The sequence below is a fragment of the Blautia acetigignens genome, assembly GCF_025566865.1.
GTDB classification, from domain to species: domain Bacteria; phylum Bacillota; class Clostridia; order Lachnospirales; family Lachnospiraceae; genus Blautia_A; species Blautia_A acetigignens.
Genome location: NZ_JAOQJM010000012.1, coordinates 28,948 through 46,241, shown reverse-complemented (window position 1 = coordinate 46,241; position 17,294 = coordinate 28,948). Strand labels below are relative to the sequence as shown.

13 protein-coding genes and 3 tRNA genes are annotated in these 17,294 nt (G+C 47.4%); 5 read left to right on the top strand and 11 right to left on the bottom strand.

Annotated features, from left to right (window positions below; all coding sequences use genetic code 11):
- Positions 1-51 precede the first annotated feature (51 nt).
- The 5 genes from OCV70_RS13580 to OCV70_RS13560 all read right to left on the bottom strand — a co-directional run bounded on the left by OCV70_RS13580 (position 52) and on the right by OCV70_RS13560 (position 5,909).
- Positions 52-834: a Nif3-like dinuclear metal center hexameric protein gene (locus OCV70_RS13580; RefSeq protein WP_021924992.1), complete on the bottom strand. Its 783-nt coding sequence runs from the start codon at positions 832-834 to the stop codon at positions 52-54.
- Positions 821-1,555 (bottom strand): tRNA (adenine(22)-N(1))-methyltransferase, encoded by a 735-nt coding sequence (locus tag OCV70_RS13575; protein WP_173765749.1) that lies wholly within the window; start codon positions 1,553-1,555, stop codon positions 821-823. Before OCV70_RS13575 ends, OCV70_RS13580 begins: the two co-directional genes overlap by 14 nt.
- Before the next feature lie 10 nt (positions 1,556-1,565).
- Complete coding sequence (rpoD, locus tag OCV70_RS13570) at positions 1,566-2,693, bottom strand: RNA polymerase sigma factor RpoD (RefSeq protein ID WP_117853489.1); 1,128 nt, start codon at positions 2,691-2,693, stop codon at positions 1,566-1,568.
- A 38-nt stretch (positions 2,694-2,731) separates the two neighbouring features.
- On the bottom strand, positions 2,732-4,525 hold the full coding sequence (gene dnaG / locus OCV70_RS13565) for a DNA primase (RefSeq protein ID WP_021924995.1): 1,794 nt from the start codon (positions 4,523-4,525) through the stop codon (positions 2,732-2,734).
- 373 nt (positions 4,526-4,898) lie between these two features.
- On the bottom strand, positions 4,899-5,909 hold the full coding sequence (locus tag OCV70_RS13560; RefSeq protein ID WP_021926570.1) for a deoxyguanosinetriphosphate triphosphohydrolase: 1,011 nt from the start codon (positions 5,907-5,909) through the stop codon (positions 4,899-4,901).
- Positions 5,910-6,122: 213 nt separating this feature from the next.
- Between OCV70_RS13560 and OCV70_RS13555 the strand changes: the two genes are divergently transcribed.
- From OCV70_RS13555 to OCV70_RS13545, 3 genes are all read left to right on the top strand, one after another.
- Positions 6,123-6,207: transfer RNA gene (locus OCV70_RS13555), tRNA-Leu, on the top strand.
- A gap of 67 nt (positions 6,208-6,274) precedes the next feature.
- Positions 6,275-6,359, top strand: a tRNA-Leu gene (locus OCV70_RS13550).
- A gap of 56 nt (positions 6,360-6,415) precedes the next feature.
- Positions 6,416-6,500: transfer RNA gene (locus OCV70_RS13545), tRNA-Leu, on the top strand.
- Positions 6,501-6,834: 334 nt separating this feature from the next.
- Here OCV70_RS13545 and OCV70_RS13540 read toward each other — a convergent pair.
- A complete protein-coding gene (locus OCV70_RS13540; protein WP_021926571.1) occupies positions 6,835-8,766 on the bottom strand; it encodes a nucleotidyltransferase family protein in 1,932 nt (643 codons plus the stop codon).
- 388 nt (positions 8,767-9,154) lie between these two features.
- Between OCV70_RS13540 and OCV70_RS13535 the strand changes: the two genes are divergently transcribed.
- Positions 9,155-9,628, top strand: coding sequence for a hypothetical protein (locus OCV70_RS13535; protein WP_173768052.1), 474 nt, complete (start codon positions 9,155-9,157; stop codon positions 9,626-9,628).
- Between the two features lie 110 nt (positions 9,629-9,738).
- On the opposite strand, the gene OCV70_RS13530 is transcribed toward OCV70_RS13535, so the two are convergent.
- Entirely contained in the window at positions 9,739-10,878 is a 1,140-nt protein-coding gene (locus tag OCV70_RS13530; protein WP_021926573.1) for a ComEC/Rec2 family competence protein, read from the bottom strand.
- A gap of 137 nt (positions 10,879-11,015) precedes the next feature.
- Between OCV70_RS13530 and OCV70_RS13525 the strand changes: the two genes are divergently transcribed.
- Positions 11,016-12,290 carry a peptidoglycan-binding domain-containing protein gene (locus OCV70_RS13525; RefSeq protein ID WP_021926574.1) on the top strand — a complete coding sequence of 425 codons (1,275 nt, stop codon included), beginning with the start codon at positions 11,016-11,018 and terminating at the stop codon, positions 12,288-12,290.
- 78 nt (positions 12,291-12,368) lie between these two features.
- On the opposite strand, the gene OCV70_RS13520 is transcribed toward OCV70_RS13525, so the two are convergent.
- From OCV70_RS13520 to dxr, 4 genes are all read right to left on the bottom strand, one after another.
- Positions 12,369-13,460 (bottom strand): glycoside hydrolase family 172 protein, encoded by a 1,092-nt coding sequence (locus OCV70_RS13520; protein ID WP_416795315.1) that lies wholly within the window; start codon positions 13,458-13,460, stop codon positions 12,369-12,371.
- Between the two features lie 133 nt (positions 13,461-13,593).
- Complete coding sequence (locus OCV70_RS13515) at positions 13,594-14,676, bottom strand: NAD(P)H-dependent flavin oxidoreductase (protein ID WP_262579777.1); 1,083 nt, start codon at positions 14,674-14,676, stop codon at positions 13,594-13,596.
- Between the two features lie 169 nt (positions 14,677-14,845).
- Positions 14,846-16,132, bottom strand: coding sequence for an RIP metalloprotease RseP (gene rseP, locus OCV70_RS13510; protein WP_262579776.1), 1,287 nt, complete (start codon positions 16,130-16,132; stop codon positions 14,846-14,848).
- Position 16,133: 1 nt separating this feature from the next.
- Entirely contained in the window at positions 16,134-17,276 is a 1,143-nt protein-coding gene (dxr, locus tag OCV70_RS13505) for a 1-deoxy-D-xylulose-5-phosphate reductoisomerase (RefSeq protein ID WP_262579775.1), read from the bottom strand.
- Between the last annotated feature and the right edge of the window lie 18 nt (positions 17,277-17,294).

Genomic DNA, 17,294 nt, shown 5'->3' with positions numbered 1-17,294 from the left:
ACTCATTGATACCCCGGATTGCTCCGCCGCTATGCGGCTCCCGCAATCTCGTTACAATATTGTATAAGGACTCTTCACCTTCGCGCAGGTGAATTTCAGTTCCGGAAAGGCCTTCTCAAGCCGTTCCTTCATGTCTTCCATGAAAATGTATTCTGTGCCGTAATGCCCCGCATCAATGATGCAAAGCCCCTGGGCAACGGTATCAATTCCGGTATGGTGGTCAATATCCCCGGTCACATACACATCAGCCCCGGCAGCCAGCACATCGGAAATCATGCTTTTCCCGGATCCGGTACAAACTGCTGCAGTCTCCACCATCTGATCCAGATTGCCGTATACCTTCACATCTGCCAGTTTCAGATTCTTTTTCACCAGAAGCGCATATTCCTTCAGCGTCATCTTCGCAGGAATTTTGCCAACGCGGCCAAATCCAATGGTCTCCCCATCCATCTCACCGGTGGCAGAGAGCACCTTTGTCTCTGATAATTCCAGATATCCGGCACTTAAATCAGCCATTCCAAGAATGTCATAGTTGGTATGCATGGCATAATAGGAGATTCCCTCACGCACCAGCTTTAGGATCCTGCGTCCTGTAAAGCTGTGGTTGTTGATTTTCTTAATGCCTGAAAAAATCATAGGATGGTGGGTGACGATCATGTCTGCCCCTGCCTCTATGGCTTCCTCAAGCGTTTCATCTGTCAGGTCGAGGGCCAGAAAAACATGGTGCACTTCCCTTTCATCATCCCCTGTAAGAAGTCCCACATTGTCCCAGTCCTCTGCCGCAGCTGCCGGAAAATGTTCATCCAGCCAGCCTGTCAGTTCATTTACTTTCATATTCTGCCAGCGCTGCCTTAATCAGCTGCGCTTCCTCCTTTACTTCCCGGATGCGTGCCGTCACTGCCTCCGCCTGAGGCGCAGCCTGAAGCTGCTTTAAAATATCTGCACGGATTCGTTCCTCTCTTAAAAGATAGCGGTAAAGAACTGGATTATGCTCCTTCAAAAGAAATTTCCCAAAAGCTTCCTCCAAGGTGTAGGGCGCCGCTTCCGAAACCAGATTCTCATTCCCATCACCTTCCGGACATGTCCTCACCACACGCATCATAGGATAAAATTTACCCTCTTCCTCCACCATTTTTTCTTCCACGATCTGAAACCCCTGTGACTGGATAAATCTGCGAAAATGGGGAATATCCGACTGGGGCTGCAAAATCATCTCAGAAAAAGAATCTCTCACAGACTGGCCGTCCGTGAGAATTCTTTCCATAAGAGGACCTCCCATTCCTGCGATTACAAGAGTGTCCCCCTCCCCGGCCTTCAGATTCTCAAGCCCATCTGACAGCCGGGCCTGTATGTACTCCTCCAGACCATACTGCCGGATATGCTCCTTCGCCCTGGAAAGAGGGCCTTTTCGTACATCCATTGCAATGGCCGATGGAATTTTTTTCTGCTGTATCAGGTACACTGGCAGATATCCGTGGTCGCATCCCACATCTACCAGCCTGTTCCCTGTTGTTACCATATCTGCGATTGCAGACAACCGTAAGGATAACTGCATGTCCCTCTCCTTAATCCAGATAATCCTTCAGCTTGCGGCTGCGGCTTGGGTGACGGAGCTTACGAAGGGCCTTTGCCTCGATCTGGCGGATACGCTCTCTGGTAACGTTGAATTCCTTACCAACTTCCTCAAGGGTTCTGGCACGTCCGTCGTCCAGTCCGAAACGAAGACGAAGCACCTTCTGCTCTCTCTCGGTAAGAGTTCCAAGAACTTCCACAAGCTGTTCCTTCAGAAGTGTGAAGGCAGCTGCGTCAGCCGGAACTGGAACATTGTCATCCTGGATGAAATCGCCAAGATGGCTGTCCTCTTCCTCACCGATAGGGGTCTCAAGGGAAACCGGCTCCTGGGAAATCTTCAGGATCTCACGCACACGGTCAACCGGCATGTCCATCTCCTCTGCAATTTCCTCCGGGGTAGGTTCACGTCCAAGCTCCTGGAGCAGCTGTCTGGAAACGCGGATCAGCTTGTTGATGGTCTCAACCATATGCACCGGAATACGGATGGTACGTGCCTGGTCTGCGATGGCTCTTGTGATGGCCTGACGGATCCACCATGTTGCATAGGTACTGAACTTGTATCCCTTGCGGTAATCAAATTTCTCAACTGCCTTGATCAGGCCAAGGTTACCTTCCTGGATCAGATCCAGGAACAGCATTCCGCGTCCTACATAACGCTTTGCAATGCTGACAACAAGACGAAGGTTGGCCTCTGCCAGACGTTTCTTGGCATTCTCATCTCCCTGCTCCATTCTCTTGGCAAGCTCAATCTCCTCCTCAGCGGAAAGAAGGGGAACCTTACCGATCTCTTTCAGATACATACGAACCGGGTCTTCAATGCTTACGCCTTCCGGAACGGAAAGGTCGATCTTGTCCAGTTCTACCTCTTCCTCATCGTCCAGGCCATCAATATCCATATCATCATCCAGCATCAGATCGTCTGCGCCATTGTCTGTGATTCGAAGCACATCCACGCCGCTTGCTTCCAGAAAGTCAAAAATCTTGTCCATCTGTTCCGCATCCAGGGGCTGGTCCTTGAAGAAGTCACTGATCTCCTGATATTCCAGTACATTTTTCTTCTTTTTTGCAAGTTCCAGAAGCTCCACCAGTTTCTCACTGAATTTGCCCATATTCATTTCCATAGGTACTCTAACCTCCATATAGTGTTAATATTTTATCCTTATTCAAAAGAAATATGCAATTGCTGCCTTTTTCTTCCAAGATCCTCCAGATTTTTCTTGGCCTGCACAAGCTCCTGCAGGGCTGCCATGTCTGTCGGATCCCAGTTTTCATTTTTCTTAGCCAGGCTCTCCTGCTTGATTCGAAGAAGAGCGTCTGAGAAAGCTCTCTCCTGCTCTTCCCTGGTCTCAAGATGGATAGTGGCATTAAACAGGGACGCCACTTCTTTTTGTTCGTCGCTGTCTGTAAATGCATTCAAAAGTCTGGCTGGATTCACATCCCCTTCCTTTCGCTGATTCCAGAGCATCTCTGCCACTTCTTTATAAAGAGGAACCACGAAATCCGAAGGCGTCAGATATTTCTCTACTGTCTCAAAAATTCCCGGATAGGTGACAAGCCAAGTAAGCATCAGCTTCTGGGATTTTTCCCCTGCACTTTCCTTCTTCCGGACTGCCGGGTCTCCTGATTTGGGCTGGATCCGCTTCTCTGCGGGAGTTCCCTTCATGGCAAGGGAATTCACACGCTTGCGCAGGTTCTCCACACTGATTCCGTATCTGCGGTATTCCTTCACGATTGCTTCAATGTAAAGGTTCCGCTCCAGCTCATCGGAAAGCTCCAGAAGATACTGGGCGCACCGGTCAAAGAACCGGTTCTGTCCCTGAGGCTCCTCCATGGGAAACTCTCCTGCCGCAATGCTTACCCGGAACATAAAGCTGTCCATGGCTGCCTCCAGCCTTTTTTCAAAGGCTTCTGCCCCTTCGGTCTTAATAAATTCATCGGGGTCCTTATGGGGCCGCAGGTTCACCACTCTGGAATTCACCCCGGCTTCCCGAAGAATGGGAATGGCTCGCAGCGCAGCCTTTACTCCAGCTTCATCACTGTCGTATAACAGCAGCACTTCCTGGGTGTAACGCTTCACCAGGCTTGCATGGCCGGACGTAAGAGCTGTTCCAAGGGAGGCTACCGCATTGGTAAAACCTGCCTGGTGCATAGAGATTACGTCCATATAGCCCTCGCACAGGATCAGGTAATTCTTTCTGGTGGTCCTTGCAATATTCAGTCCGTAAAGATTACGGCTCTTATCAAAGATCTGGGTCTCCGGGGAGTTCAGATACTTGGGCTTGCCGTCACCCATCACACGTCCTCCAAATCCGATCACACGGTTATTTACATCCATAATGGGGAAAATAACACGGTTCCAAAACTTGTCGTACATCCCCTGCCGCTCATCCACATTAAACAGTCCGGATTCCCGCAGCAGATCGTCAGTGTAATTCTGGGCTTTCAGATATTTGTACAGGTCATCACTGTATTTGTCCGAATAGCCAAGACCAAATTTCTTAATCATTTCCTCGCTCAGGCCTCTGCCTGTCAGATAGTCGTGAGCGGTTTTGCCGTTTTCACGGCGCAGCTGGTAGTAAAAATACTGGGCTGCCTTCTTGTTGATCTCAAGCAGGGTGGCCCGCTTCTCGGCCTTCGCCCTGGCAGCCTGGGAATATTCGATCTTGGGAAGCTCCACGCCGGCACGCTCTGCCAGATGGGAAAGGGCTTCTCCAAAGGAATAATTCTCGTACTGCATTACAAAATTATATACATTTCCTCCTGCTCCGCAGCCGAAGCAGTAATACATCTGCTTGGACGGGGTTACGGAGAAGGACGGCGTCTTCTCATTATGAAAAGGACACAGACCAAAATAGGAGCTTCCCTTTCTGGTCAGTCTCACATACTGGGATATCACATCTACAATATCATTTTTCATACGTACTTCTTCAATGATATCGTCAGAATAACGCATGCTTATCCTCCATTTCTGTTTCTAATAGTTACTGTTCACTTCGTGCCCAATAACACGCTTCGCGATGCACAGAAATCATGCTTTGCATGATTTCGCGCCGCACTTCTCGGGTTTTCTGTGAACTTTGTTCACCAAACGGACATGTCGCCTGCCGGCGACATCACCATATATGAAAGTCAGCTGTTCCGCGCCTATGGGCGCTCCCACAGCTGCCGACCGCATTCGTAATCCGGGCTATCGCCCTACTTACTCATACGGTCTAGCCCATCCGATATCCAAGAATTCGCTCATGCAAGCATGGCTCATTCTTGGCTGCCGTCTGGGACTTTCATAGTAAAACACCTCGCGGAACATTACCAGTGAACAGTAACTTCTAATATACCTCCCAGGCTCTCGGGATAAAGATCTCCTTGAATTTCTTCATAGAGTACTGATCCGTCATGCCTGACAGCCAGTCACATACCGCCCTGCTTTTGGGCACGCCCCTTTTCTCGATCAGGGCAAGGTACTCCCTGGACATGGCCTCCGGATGGTCTATGTAATACTGGTAAAGTTCCGTCAGCATTTTGATAGCCTTGGACTCTTCCTTTTTCGCTATGGGATTCAGATATACCTTCTGGAACATCTCCTGGCGCAAATCCATCAGTGCCTGCTCCACAGCTGGAGACATCTGTATGGACGGCTTATCCATGCTGTTCTCGATCACATCATGGACAAAGGTGTTCAGCCTCTCTCTTGTGGTCTGTCCCAGAAACTCCCTGAGGCCTGATGAAATATCCGTCTCCGTGATAATTCCGGCTCTCTGGGCATCGTCCATGTCATGGTGGACATATGCGATCTTATCGGAAAAGCGTACCACCTGTCCTTCCAGTGTAGACGGACTGCCGCTGGTACGATGGTTCAGGATTCCGTCCTTAGTCTCCCAGGTAAGGTTCAGCCCCTCTCCGTTCTTCTCCAGTACCTCCACCACACGGATGCTCTGCTGATAGTGGGCAAAGCCGCCGGGATGTACCTGGTTCAGTGCAGTCTCTCCTGAGTGTCCGAATGGAGTATGTCCAAGATCGTGGCCTAAGGCTATGGCTTCCACCAAGTCTTCATTCAGACGCAGCGCCTTGGCTATGGTACGAGCGATCTGGGAAACCTCTAATGTGTGGGTAAGCCGGTTCCTGTAATGATCTCCCTCCGGTGCCAGAAACACCTGTGTCTTATCCTTCATTCTGCGAAAAGCCTTGCTGTGCAGAATCCTGTCACGGTCCCGCTGATACACAGTGCGCACATCGCACTCTTCCTCCTCGCGGTCTCTTCCCCTGGACTTGCCGCTGTACGCCGCATAAGGGCAGAGCAGCTCCAGTTCTCTTTCTTCCATGCTCTCTCTGATATTCATAGATTCACTATCCTCCAAAGACTGACAGGTGTATTGATAATCTTCCTCCTATTAATTATATTCTACACAAAATTTCAAATTCCTCTTTTTTTCAAAAAGAAAATAAAATTTTTAATTTTTTTTCAAAAAATGTGTTGACAATCCCATACCCCTTTGTTATACTAATATCCGTCGCAGCGAGAAAGAAACAATTCTCCATGAGAAACGCGATATGCGGAAGTGTCGGAACTGGCAGACGAGCAAGACTAAGGATCTTGTGAGCATTGCGCTCGTGTGGGTTCAAGTCCCATCTTCCGCATGTACTACTTAAGGTAGTATGATAAATATTTAATCGCACAGAGATTGATCTCTATGAAGTGCGATATGCGGAAGTGTCGGAACTGGCAGACGAGCAAGACTAAGGATCTTGTAAGCATTGCGCTTGTGTGGGTTCAAGTCCCATCTTCCGCATGTACAATTAAATATTTGATCGCGCAGAGATTTCTGATCTCTACGAAATGCGATATGCGGAAGTGTCGGAACTGGCAGACGAGCAAGACTAAGGATCTTGTGAGCATTGCGCTCGTGTGGGTTCAAGTCCCATCTTCCGCATTTTTTATTTTATTCAAGAAATGTTAATGGCCTGCAACATGCCTGTTTTGCAGGTCTTTTTTAATTTCATACAAAACGGACATGTTGCCTGCCGTAGACGACATCATAATTTATAAAGCATAACTATTGCACGCCTATGGATGCCCTCGCAGCTGTCGACCGCATTCGTAATCCGGGTTGCCATGCTTACTCACAGGCTTTCGATCATGCAGGCATGGCTTATTCTTGGACACCTTCTGGAACTTTCATAATAAAATACCACCCATAATTTGTTTCCTGTTTTAACCAGGTGCAAATTACGGATGGTATTCTTTTTATCTTAGAAAAATTTTCCTTACTTCGGCAGTTCCGTCACCGTCTCCAGCTTAAAGCCTTCCCACATATCCGCGGAAATATTCCACTCTCTTAAATCCGTAACGATCTTATGATAAAAAGCCTGTCCGCCGCGGACAATGTCATAAGTACGCGCATCCCCTCTTGCTTCCAAGTGACGGCCAAAGCTGCAGTTGGTCACATCCTCAGGACCATAGTCATCCACATCCCCGCCTGGCCAGAAAATATACAGCCGCGGAATGTCATCAATCTGGCGAAGATCAATGCCTGCCAGCCTTAAGAACTTCTTGCCCACAGATTCATGCGCCGTAAACACATGGGAATAGCGCCATACCGTTCTTGTAAAATCAGACACGCGGAACTGTCCAAGCCAGTCCTCGTCCATCATTCCGTCCTGGGTCTCTCTGGATACGATCACCACTATAGGGAATAACCGTTCCGGATCTTTCAGTGCCGTAAGAAGGTTTCCAAACATTTCCTCTCTTATAATGCGGCGTCTGTTGGAGCACTCGGTTCCATTGACAATTCCGATATTGTCAACAATTGTCTTGTAATATCCTGGATAGCTGAAAAATGTAACCCCCGGATCCTGAATGGTATGCTCCCGCTCCGGCTGCGCATATCCGTTGCAAACCTTCAAGATGACTTCTTCCTGCCTGGAAACCTCAAGTCCTGCCTCTGAATACCAGATGCGGCCGCCCACCTCCATATCCATATGCCTTACGTGCATATTCAGACGGCGATTGGCAGGATCATAATTCACAGCTACATGATAGGCCAGAATATCCGCATGATAGGTGCTGGTCTTCTGGGGCATTCCTTTAAACAAAACGCCATATTTGCCCACGATCCAGCTGTAAATGCCGTCTGCTGCCTGCTGGAAAATCTCGGAAGCAGAAGCAGAAGTTCCCTCCTTCAGACGGCTTCCGTCTACCTTTGTGCACATCTGGAATACATTGTGCCGAATCAGCGGCTTCATTTCGTAATGCCAGGACTCTCCAAGGCTTTCCTCACGGCCATCATTGTATACGTCACGTTCCTTAAAAATAGCACTTAAGCGGCTGTCATGAAACTGGCTGTCGTTTAACAGCGCAATAATGGTATTTACATTGATCGGCACCTTGCGGCTGCGGTGAAGCAGCTGATCCACCAGAGTCTGCTTGCTGGTCTTGTAAATACGCTTGGCCAGATTCTCCACCTGCAGATTACAGTCCTCATCCAGAAGCTGTGCCACCTCAGGATAGAGCTGTCCCTCTCCAAGCTTCAAACGAAAATGGCTCTTGATCATATCGCTCCATCTTCCGGATTTGTAAAGGGAATGTCCAAGATCCTCAAACAGGGTTACCATGGATTTATCACAAAGCTCCAACGTCGCCAGAATGCTGTTAAAATACCGGGAAAATCCCTTGTAGTTCTTCCACAGCTCTTCTCCCTTGTACCGCATGTCATGCTCAATCTCATGCCAGCCTTCGAAAAACATGGTCTTGATCTGGATTTCAAAGGTATCATCAATATACATATCCCATGTCTCCGGGGAAATCTCAGATCTTAAATATTCAGGAAGCCTGCACACACCGTTTAGCTTGGTGGGCTTAAACTCCTCCTCACTGCGCTCGGAAGTGGACCATCCGATCACATCAAAGGTATTCTCCACAATATTCTGGCAAATCTCCACATCATCATCAAAGTACAGATTGATCCGGACACCCACCAGATCCTGAAGCTTCTTATTCTCTGCGCCATAATCCTTCAGGGCAAATTTATGAGCCATGGAGGATGCGGTCTTAATCCTGGAAAAAACCCTGTAATATAAGCCGCACTGCTCCAGACGGTCACTGATAATGCGCTTCAGATCCTGTTCCACAATAGCCGGAACCTTCACCTTAGCAGCCAATTCCTCCTTTGTGAAAATTACTCGTTTCTGTTCACTCACTAATTCTACACCACCAATTTATTCTACATTTCTTACGTTCTTTTAAACAATACATGTCAGAAACCATTTTTCTTTTCGTTTCTGTCACTAAACATACACTTCAGTATACCAGAATTTCAACAAATAAAAAAGGGATAATCCGAAATATCATGGAAAAAATTAAGGATAAGATTTTTACAAAAAGCAGTTGCTTTTTCGCCAGCTATGGAATATACTTGTCTGAACATCTGAAAAATCTTTATTCCAATCTGAAAATGAATTCTGTTTTCGTTTTATGTTCCAGACTTTTATGAAAATTGAATAGACTTTATACTTTGGCTGTGATATAGTATATCTAAACAATATTTCGTATCTGAAATGTATTTTTCTAAAAGGAGGTGTATTTCCCATGATCGATCCCGAATTAAAAGATGTTCTTCTTAACATTAACCAGAATGTTATCACCTTGCAGGTAGGAATGAATGAACTGCGTTTTGATGTGAATGAGCTGAAGTCCGACGTAACTATACTGAAGTCCCAAATGGTTGAGCTGCGCTCTGATGTAGCTAAGCTGGAATCCAGAATGGATAGACTGGAATCCAGGATGGATAAACTGGAATCCAAAGTAGATAAGCTGGAATCCAAAGTAGATAAACTGGAATCCAAAGTAGATAAGCTGGAATCCAGGATGGATACCCTTGACGACTCTGTACACAAGATCCACTTAACGCTGGAAAACGAAACCAACCGCAAGATCAGCGTCCTCTTCGATTCCCGCGTTGATGAAATACGTCACCGTCAGGAAAACGCTGAAACACGCGAAAAGGTTGCCAACCTGGAAATGCGGGTTGACAACCTTGAAAAAACTGTAATAGCATCCTGACCAGTTCTGCATACATATCCCTGGCCTTAGAGCCGATTAAAAAAAGGCTCCAGAGCGTGTTTGAAACAGGCTCTGGTATAAGGTCTGTTCAATTTTCATAAAAAGCTTTTTCAGAAACACTTCTTACAGGCTTCATACCCTTGGGCCTCTGCCTGGGAAAGAGGCTCCTGATAGGCCTTATCCGGGTTCATATTACCACAGTCCGGAATGCTGTGGTATTTGCTTCCTGTAGCAGAGATCCATACCATCTCTTCCTGGCTGTTCTGAGCTGAATCAGCTTCTATGGAATCCGTATCATTCGATTCTCCCTGATCATCATACTGTTCCCCGGCAAATCCCTGCGTCTCGCTTTCTCCCGCAGGACTTTTTCCATCCCCGGAAGTATAATCATTACAGGGATCCATATTCCAGGAAAGAGAATTCCCGTCAGAAGAAACTACAATCGTCCCCTGTTCATCTGTACGATACACCTGGATACCCATGTCGGACAGTTTTTCCATCGTCTCTTCATGAGGGTGTCCGTACATATTTCCTGCGCCGCAGCTGATCACTGCATACTCCGGAACTGTCGCCTGCAAAAAATCCCAGCTGGTGGATGTTGCAGATCCGTGATGTCCCACACTTAACACATCACAGCTAAGGTCAATTCCGGAAGATACCATGTCAGCCTCGCTGTTGTAATCCGCATCCCCGGTAAAAATAAAACTGTTTTCCCCATTTGTCAGCCTGATTGCCACAGAATTGGCATTGCTCTCTTTGCTGATATTTTGCGGAGACAAAATCGTAAATTTCCCGGAACCGAATTCATATTCTGTTCCCACAGCCGGATGCTGTACCGTAAGCCCCTGCGCTGCGACTCCATCCATAAAGGAATCATACAGCGAGGAATCGTGGACATAGTCTGCTCCAATCACATTTGCCACATCAAAGGCATTCAAACATCCAATCAATCCGCTGACGTGGTCCTCATCATAATGGGAAGAAATCAGATAATCAATCTCCGAAATCTGCCGTTCCTGCAAATAGGATACCACAAAGCTGGATGCGCTTCTGGGACCGCCATCATACAGCAAAGTCTGCCCTTCCGATTCCACCAGAACAGACAACCCCTGCCCTACATCCAGAAAATGTACCGTCATGCTGCCATCTGCTGCCCAAACCGCTTTCGTATTTTGCGGAAGCAGAATTCCTGCAAAGAGCATTGCAAACATCAGCAGAAATCTTCCCACACGTTTTCTTAAATTTTTCATTTTTTCCCTTCTTTCGTATATTTTCTGTTTCTATTATAACCGAACTTCGTACCAACAAACAGCCCTGAATTTTCTCAGCTCATCTTTCCCACACATCCGGCATATAATACCCAGAAGAGCATTTTATGAGGTCGTCCATGTATTTCAGAAAAACCTTACATGCACAGCAGGAAAATGTAGATCAGGGAACCTTGCAGATAACCGTGCGCTCTGAAGCCGACAACCGTCCTGTAGAAAATGCACTGGTTCGCATTTCCTACACTGGCGATCCCAATAGTGTGATTGAAGAGGTCCGCACCGATTCTTCCGGCAATACCCCTGTCCTCCAGCTGAAAACGCCGCCTTTGGAATACAGCTTAAATGCTACTGAGGAAGCCCAGCCCTACGCAGAATATTCCATGCAGATTGAAGCTGAGGATTTCCATTCGGAGGAAATTGCAGGCACAGAAGTCCTTCCGGCTATCCTCGCCAAACAGCCTGTACTTTTAAACCCGCGGCAAAGCTCTGTCGCCGACAGCCGTGTCGTCATTCCTCCACACACACTTTTTTACGAGTATCCGCCCAAAATACAGGAATCTGAAATCAAGCCAGTAAATGAAACCGGAGAAATCGTGCTGAGCAAAGTAGTTATCCCTGAATATATTGTTGTTCACGACGGACCCGTAGGCGATAATTCCGCCTCCAACTATTATGTGCGCTACCGGGATTACATCAAAAATGTTGCCAGCAGTGAAATCTACGCCACCTGGCCCGACGATACGATCCGAGCCAATGTTCTGGCAATTATGTCCTTTACCCTAAACCGGGTATACACAGAGTGGTACCGCAACAAGGGAAAAGACTATACCATCACCTCCTCCACTGCTTATGACCACAAATGGATCCGTGGAAGAAATATTTTTAATACCATTGACCGCATAGTAGATGAACTGTTTGAAAACTATCTTTCCAGGCCAAATGTACGTCAGCCCATTCTTACACAATACTGTGACGGAGAACGAGTGCAATGCCGTGACCGGGGATGGATGACCCAGTGGGGAAGTAAGCGCCTTGGAGATCAGGGATATTCCCCTATTGAGATTCTGCGCTATTTTTATGGAAGTGACATGTATATCAATGTTGCGGAGGAGATTTCCGGCATCCCTTCTTCCTGGCCGGGTTACGACTTGGATATAGGTGCATCAGGAAGTAAGGTTGTACAGCTCCAGGAGCAGTTAAATGCCATCAGTCAGGCATACCCCGCACTTCCAAAGGTAAATCCGGATGGCATATATGGCTCTCAGACTCAGGCTTGCGTGCGAAAATTCCAGAACATTTTCGGACTGCCGGAAACCGGAATCGTAGACTATCCCACCTGGTACAAAGTTCAGGAAGTCTACGTAGGTGTCACCCGAATCGCCGAGCTTCAGTAAAAAGCCTTCGCACAACGCAGCACTGCCGCTTACGCCAAGATTTCTCTTTTGCGAAGCGGCAGCCTGTAATACAGTTTTTTATCTTGGCCATCTCTCTTCCCTGGGCAGAAGCGGGGAGTAGTCATTTTGTCCACCTTTTTCCTGATACCAGTATGCCACACTGGAAACATCATCCTGTCTCTCAAACAGGCCGTTATGGCACATACCAATCTGCTGGATGGTCACGCGGATATCTTCCTCAAAATAAACCGGATCCGGAATATGGAAGCGATACATGCCTCGCATAGGAGGACAGTCATCGTTGTAATAGGGGTGGTAAGTCAGTTCGTCCTGTTTTGAATAATAAGGATAACCTAAAAATGGTGTAGAATAAGTCTGCTCCACTGTTCTGCCGTCCTCCTGCTTGGCAAAGCTCCAGGAACCACCTACATAATCCTCTGTTCCGGTTCCGCAGATTGTTGGAAATTCCACATCTCCGTCCAGATAAAATTTCACTTCGCCTTCGCCCCACCAATATCTCTCCAAGGTCTGCAGAGCAAGGTAAGTTCCCACATAAATTCCTCTTCCATGGACACCATCCAGAATGGTATAATCTTTCTTTTTTTCAGTTACAGACTCCCGGTTCCATTTTGCATGGAAATACAGAACAGGATCCGGAAGACTGTCGTACAGACAGTAATCAATCTGATAGAAAAATGCCGGGATAGGATTTTTGTGTTCATTTATCAGTTCAATTTTCGCCCTTTTGGTAAATGGCATGGAAAAATAGCTGTTCATTCCTCTTGCAGGGACTACAGCAATGGGGTATGAATTTACAGTGCACTCTTTGCCAAAACCACAACAGAAGAAGTCTCCCAGAGGCACTTCCACAGACGGGTGCTCCTCATCATCCCAGGTCATCCGCAAAACCAGATCACGGAGCACAAAGCAGTCTCCTTCTGAGGTTTTGGCATCTACTGTAATCCAGATATGGTTGATCACTCCGCAGCCCTTAATATCACCAAGAACTGTAGTACTCCCCGGCAGCAGATTCAAAAGGCAGGGACTTCCCTTCCTTCCTGTGCCAAGGTTACTGGCTGCTGTTCCTCCCTTGCCTTTTTCCCCTGTAGGGTTCTCCGCATTAATGGCCCTTGAACGTCCGAATTTGCCATAAGGCAAAATATCATGCATAAAATTCATAATTAACAGCACCTCCTGAATTTTTCTATATTTTGCCACAGGTATTCTGTCAATTCAAGAGATTCCTGTTATTTTTTTCCAAACAAGGTTTCCCTAGTATGGCATCCATCTAGTTCTGAATACTTCAGCCTTCTGCCAGCTCCCGCATCAGCGCAGATACTGTAGTGATTTCCCGAATCCGGCCTGTATTAGAGCCGCAGAAAATCAGACCATTCTCCACATCCCCATTCACAGCCTGAATCAGGGCATTTGTAATACAATAGGGAACCTGCCCGGGATTACACTTTTCCAGGCAGTGATAACATTTTTTCACAGGAATACGGCCGGCTTCCACAGTCTCCACAAAGTGATTTCTCACAGCTCTTCCCGGCATTCCTACAGGACTTTGTACAATCTGGATATCTTCTTCCCTTGCATCAATGTATGCCTGCTTGTACCGCTCATCTGCGTCGCACTCTTCGGTCGCCACAAACCGGCTTGCAATCTGCACACCATCTGCTCCAAGCGACAGCACATGATCAATGTCACTTCGGTCAAAAATCCCACCTGCTACAACCACAGGAATTTCCCTGGAAAACTTTTCCTCATACTCTTTTTTACAGGAAATAATATCTCGGATTTCCTGATCAAAATCCAGATCTGCCCTATGGTCCAGCTGCTCCCTGGAAAAGCCCAGATGTCCCCCAGCCTCCGGTCCTTCAATGACGATCAGATCTGCCGTGCGGTTATAACGGTGTGCCCACATTTTCAGTATCAGCTGTGCTGCACGTTTAGATGAGACAATTGGTGCAATCTTTGTTCTGCAGGTTTCCGGCACCAGTTCCGGCAGGTTTACAGGAAGTCCTGCGCCGCTGATAATAAGATCTGCACCGGCTGCCACAGCCTCATGTATATGTTCTTTGTAATGCTTCAATGCTGCCATAACATTAACACCAATCAGTCCCCGTCCCTTTGCAATCTCACGGGCTTTTAAAATATGCCTGCGGATTGCGCGAAGATTACAGGCTGCCGGATCTTTTCCAAAGCCTTCCTCATCGTATCCAATCTGTGCTGTAGAAATAACCCCTACGCCTCCTTCGGCCGCTACAGCCCCAGCCAGAGAGCTTCTGCTGACTCCGACTCCCATTCCTCCCTGAATAATGGGAAGCTCTGCAATTTTATCTCCGATTCTAAGACATTTCAGACTGCTTTTATACTCTCTATCCACAATAAAACCCTCCATAGTATTTAGTTTGGCATTTAGTTTGATTATAAAACTATTTTATTATAAAGGGTTATTCATATTCTGTCAAGCTCCCATCAAAAAACAAAAAAACCAGGAGCTGTGCAAACGTAAAGGTTTGCATCAGCTCCTGGTGGTAAATGCATCTTTATTTTCAGAATATTTTCAGAATGTCATTGTACATGACCACAACCATCAAAACCATCAGTACCATCAGCCCGGCAAAATGGATGGTGCCTTCCACCTGGCGGTTGACAGGCTTTCTGCGCACTGCCTCAATGATGAGGAATACCAGACGGCCGCCGTCCAGTGCTGGCAGGGGAAGAAGGTTCATAACCCCAAGGTTTGCGGACAGCAGGGCTGCCATGTACAGCATATTCACCCAAATTGCCAGCATTCCCTCACTCTTGCTCTCCTCATAGGTGCTTCCGATGGCATCCACAACGCCAACCGGCCCGCTGAGATCCTTCACCCCAAGACCTCCTGTAAGAAGCTCCTTCAGGCTAAGCAAGGTGGAGCGGATCAGATATTTTACTTCCAGAGCACCGTATTTCAGCACGCCGAAGCCCTCTGCCTTGGTATAGGCAAGGTTGTAGGAAAATTTCAGAACCGCAGTGCGGTACTCTTTAGGCGTTACATCTGCAGTGTATTCCAGACCGTCTCTTTCATAGGTGATGGTCACAGTCTCGCCGGTAAGAGGATGATCTGCAAGATAATTGGTATAATCCTCTGCATTCTCCAGGCGGGTGCCATTGATGGAAGTAATCACATCCCCAGGCTCCACACCGGTTTCTGACAGACCCATTCCCGGGATCAGGGATTCTACCTCAAGGGAATCCGTATTCTTCCGGTTAAAGCCAAGAAGATACCGAACCTGCACATCCGGCTTGAAAGACAGCTCCACATCTTTCCCATCCCGTTCAACGGTCATGTGGATGGTCTCATCCTCCTGGACGCTGTTCAGGTACATATAAAGATACAGGTCCCTTGCCAGGTCTATGTGATACCCCTGATATTCCTTGATGATATCCCCCTCCTGAAGACCAGCCTCTGCCACTGTAGAACCGCTTTCCACCTGGGTAACCTCAGCTGGATCATATCCCACCAGAGAAACAATGATCACTGTTATCACAAATGCCAGGATAAAGTTGAACACAGGTCCTGCCGCAACTGTGGCGATTCTGCCCCATACAGGCGCTCCGTTAAAGGTTCCCGGCGCTTCGTCCTCCATATCCTCTCCCATCATGGCACAGGAACCGCCGATGGGAAACAGCTTCAGAGAGTACCTGGTTCCGTTCTTCACCGTACTGAGAAGTCTTGGTCCCATTCCAAGAGAAAACTCTGTTACTACGATTTTATTTTTCTTTGCCAGAAGGAAATGTCCCAGCTCATGAAAAAGAATGATCCCACTGAAAATCAAAATTGCCAGAATAATTTTCAATCTACCACCTGCTTTCGATCCATTTATAAGTCTCCGCCTCAACAGCCAGTATTTCGTCCAGGTCAGGATTTGCGATTACCTGATGTCTGTCCATAGACTGTCCGATAATCTCATAAATATCCAGAAAGCCGATCTTTTCCTGCAGAAATTTCTTAACTGCCAGCTCATTTGCCGCATTAAATACAGTCGGCATGCTGCCTCCTGCCCTGGCAGCGTCCATTGCCATAGGAAGTCCCAGGAAGGTTTCCATATCCGGATCCTCGAAGGTGATCTCTTTTAATTTGTGGAAATCAAGACGCTCTCCCTCTAAGTATCTGCGCTCCGGATAGTAAAGGGCATACTGGATGGGAAGACGCATATCCGGAGTTCCAAGCTGGGCCATCACCGCGCCGTCTTTAAACTCCACCATGGAGTGGATAATGCTCTTTGGCTGGACAACTACCTGAATGTGATCCAGGTCTACATCAAACAGCCACTTGGCTTCCATTACCTCAAGGCCTTTGTTCACCAGGGTAGCAGAATCTACGGTGATCTTCTGTCCCATCACCCAGTTGGGGTGCTTCAGGGTATCCGCAAGAGTTACATTCTTTAACTCATCTCTTTTTCTTCCGCGGAAAGGACCGCCGGATGCAGTGATCAGAAGCTTCTCCACCTGCTCTCTTTTTTCCCCGTGAAGGGCCTGGAAAATGGCACTGTGCTCACTGTCCACAGGAAGGATCTGAACGCCGTATTCTTTTGCCATTGGAATGATCAAATGACCAGCTGTTACAAGAGTCTCTTTATTGGCAAGGGCAATGTCCTTGCCTGCCTTAATTCCTTCCATAGTAGGACGGATTCCGATCATTCCCACAACAGCTGTTACCAAAATGTCCGTCTCAGGCATACGGGCAAGCTCCAGAAGCCCATCCATTCCGGATACGATCTTCACATCTATATCCTGAAGGCGGACGGCCAGGTCCTTTGCCGCATTTTCATCCCACACTGCGATCAGCTTAGGATGAAACTCCCTTGCCTGCTCTTCCAGCATTTTTACATTTCTTCCGGCGCTGATTCCCAGCACTTCAATATCACCATTGGCTCTTACCACATCCAGTGTCTGGGTACCAATGGACCCTGTAGAGCCTAAAATTGCAATTTTTTTCATGTAAATATCCTCTCAAAT

What these genes read in the sequence shown, in the direction of transcription:
- OCV70_RS13580 (WP_021924992.1), bottom strand. Translation starts at nt 834, where the DNA reads ATGAAAGTAAATGAACTGACAGGCTGGCTGGATGAACATTTTCCGGCA.
- OCV70_RS13575 (WP_173765749.1), bottom strand. Translation starts at nt 1,555, where the DNA reads ATGCAGTTATCCTTACGGTTGTCTGCAATCGCAGATATGGTAACAACA.
- rpoD (WP_117853489.1), bottom strand. Translation starts at nt 2,693, where the DNA reads ATGGAAATGAATATGGGCAAATTCAGTGAGAAACTGGTGGAGCTTCTG.
- dnaG (WP_021924995.1), bottom strand. Translation starts at nt 4,525, where the DNA reads ATGCGTTATTCTGACGATATCATTGAAGAAGTACGTATGAAAAATGAT.
- OCV70_RS13560 (WP_021926570.1), bottom strand. Translation starts at nt 5,909, where the DNA reads ATGAATATCAGAGAGAGCATGGAAGAAAGAGAACTGGAGCTGCTCTGC.
- OCV70_RS13535 (WP_173768052.1), top strand. Translation starts at nt 9,155, where the DNA reads ATGATCGATCCCGAATTAAAAGATGTTCTTCTTAACATTAACCAGAAT.
- OCV70_RS13530 (WP_021926573.1), bottom strand. Translation starts at nt 10,878, where the DNA reads ATGAAAAATTTAAGAAAACGTGTGGGAAGATTTCTGCTGATGTTTGCA.
- OCV70_RS13525 (WP_021926574.1), top strand. Translation starts at nt 11,016, where the DNA reads ATGTATTTCAGAAAAACCTTACATGCACAGCAGGAAAATGTAGATCAG.
- OCV70_RS13520 (WP_416795315.1), bottom strand. Translation starts at nt 13,460, where the DNA reads ATGCATGATATTTTGCCTTATGGCAAATTCGGACGTTCAAGGGCCATT.
- dxr (WP_262579775.1), bottom strand. Translation starts at nt 17,276, where the DNA reads ATGAAAAAAATTGCAATTTTAGGCTCTACAGGGTCCATTGGTACCCAG.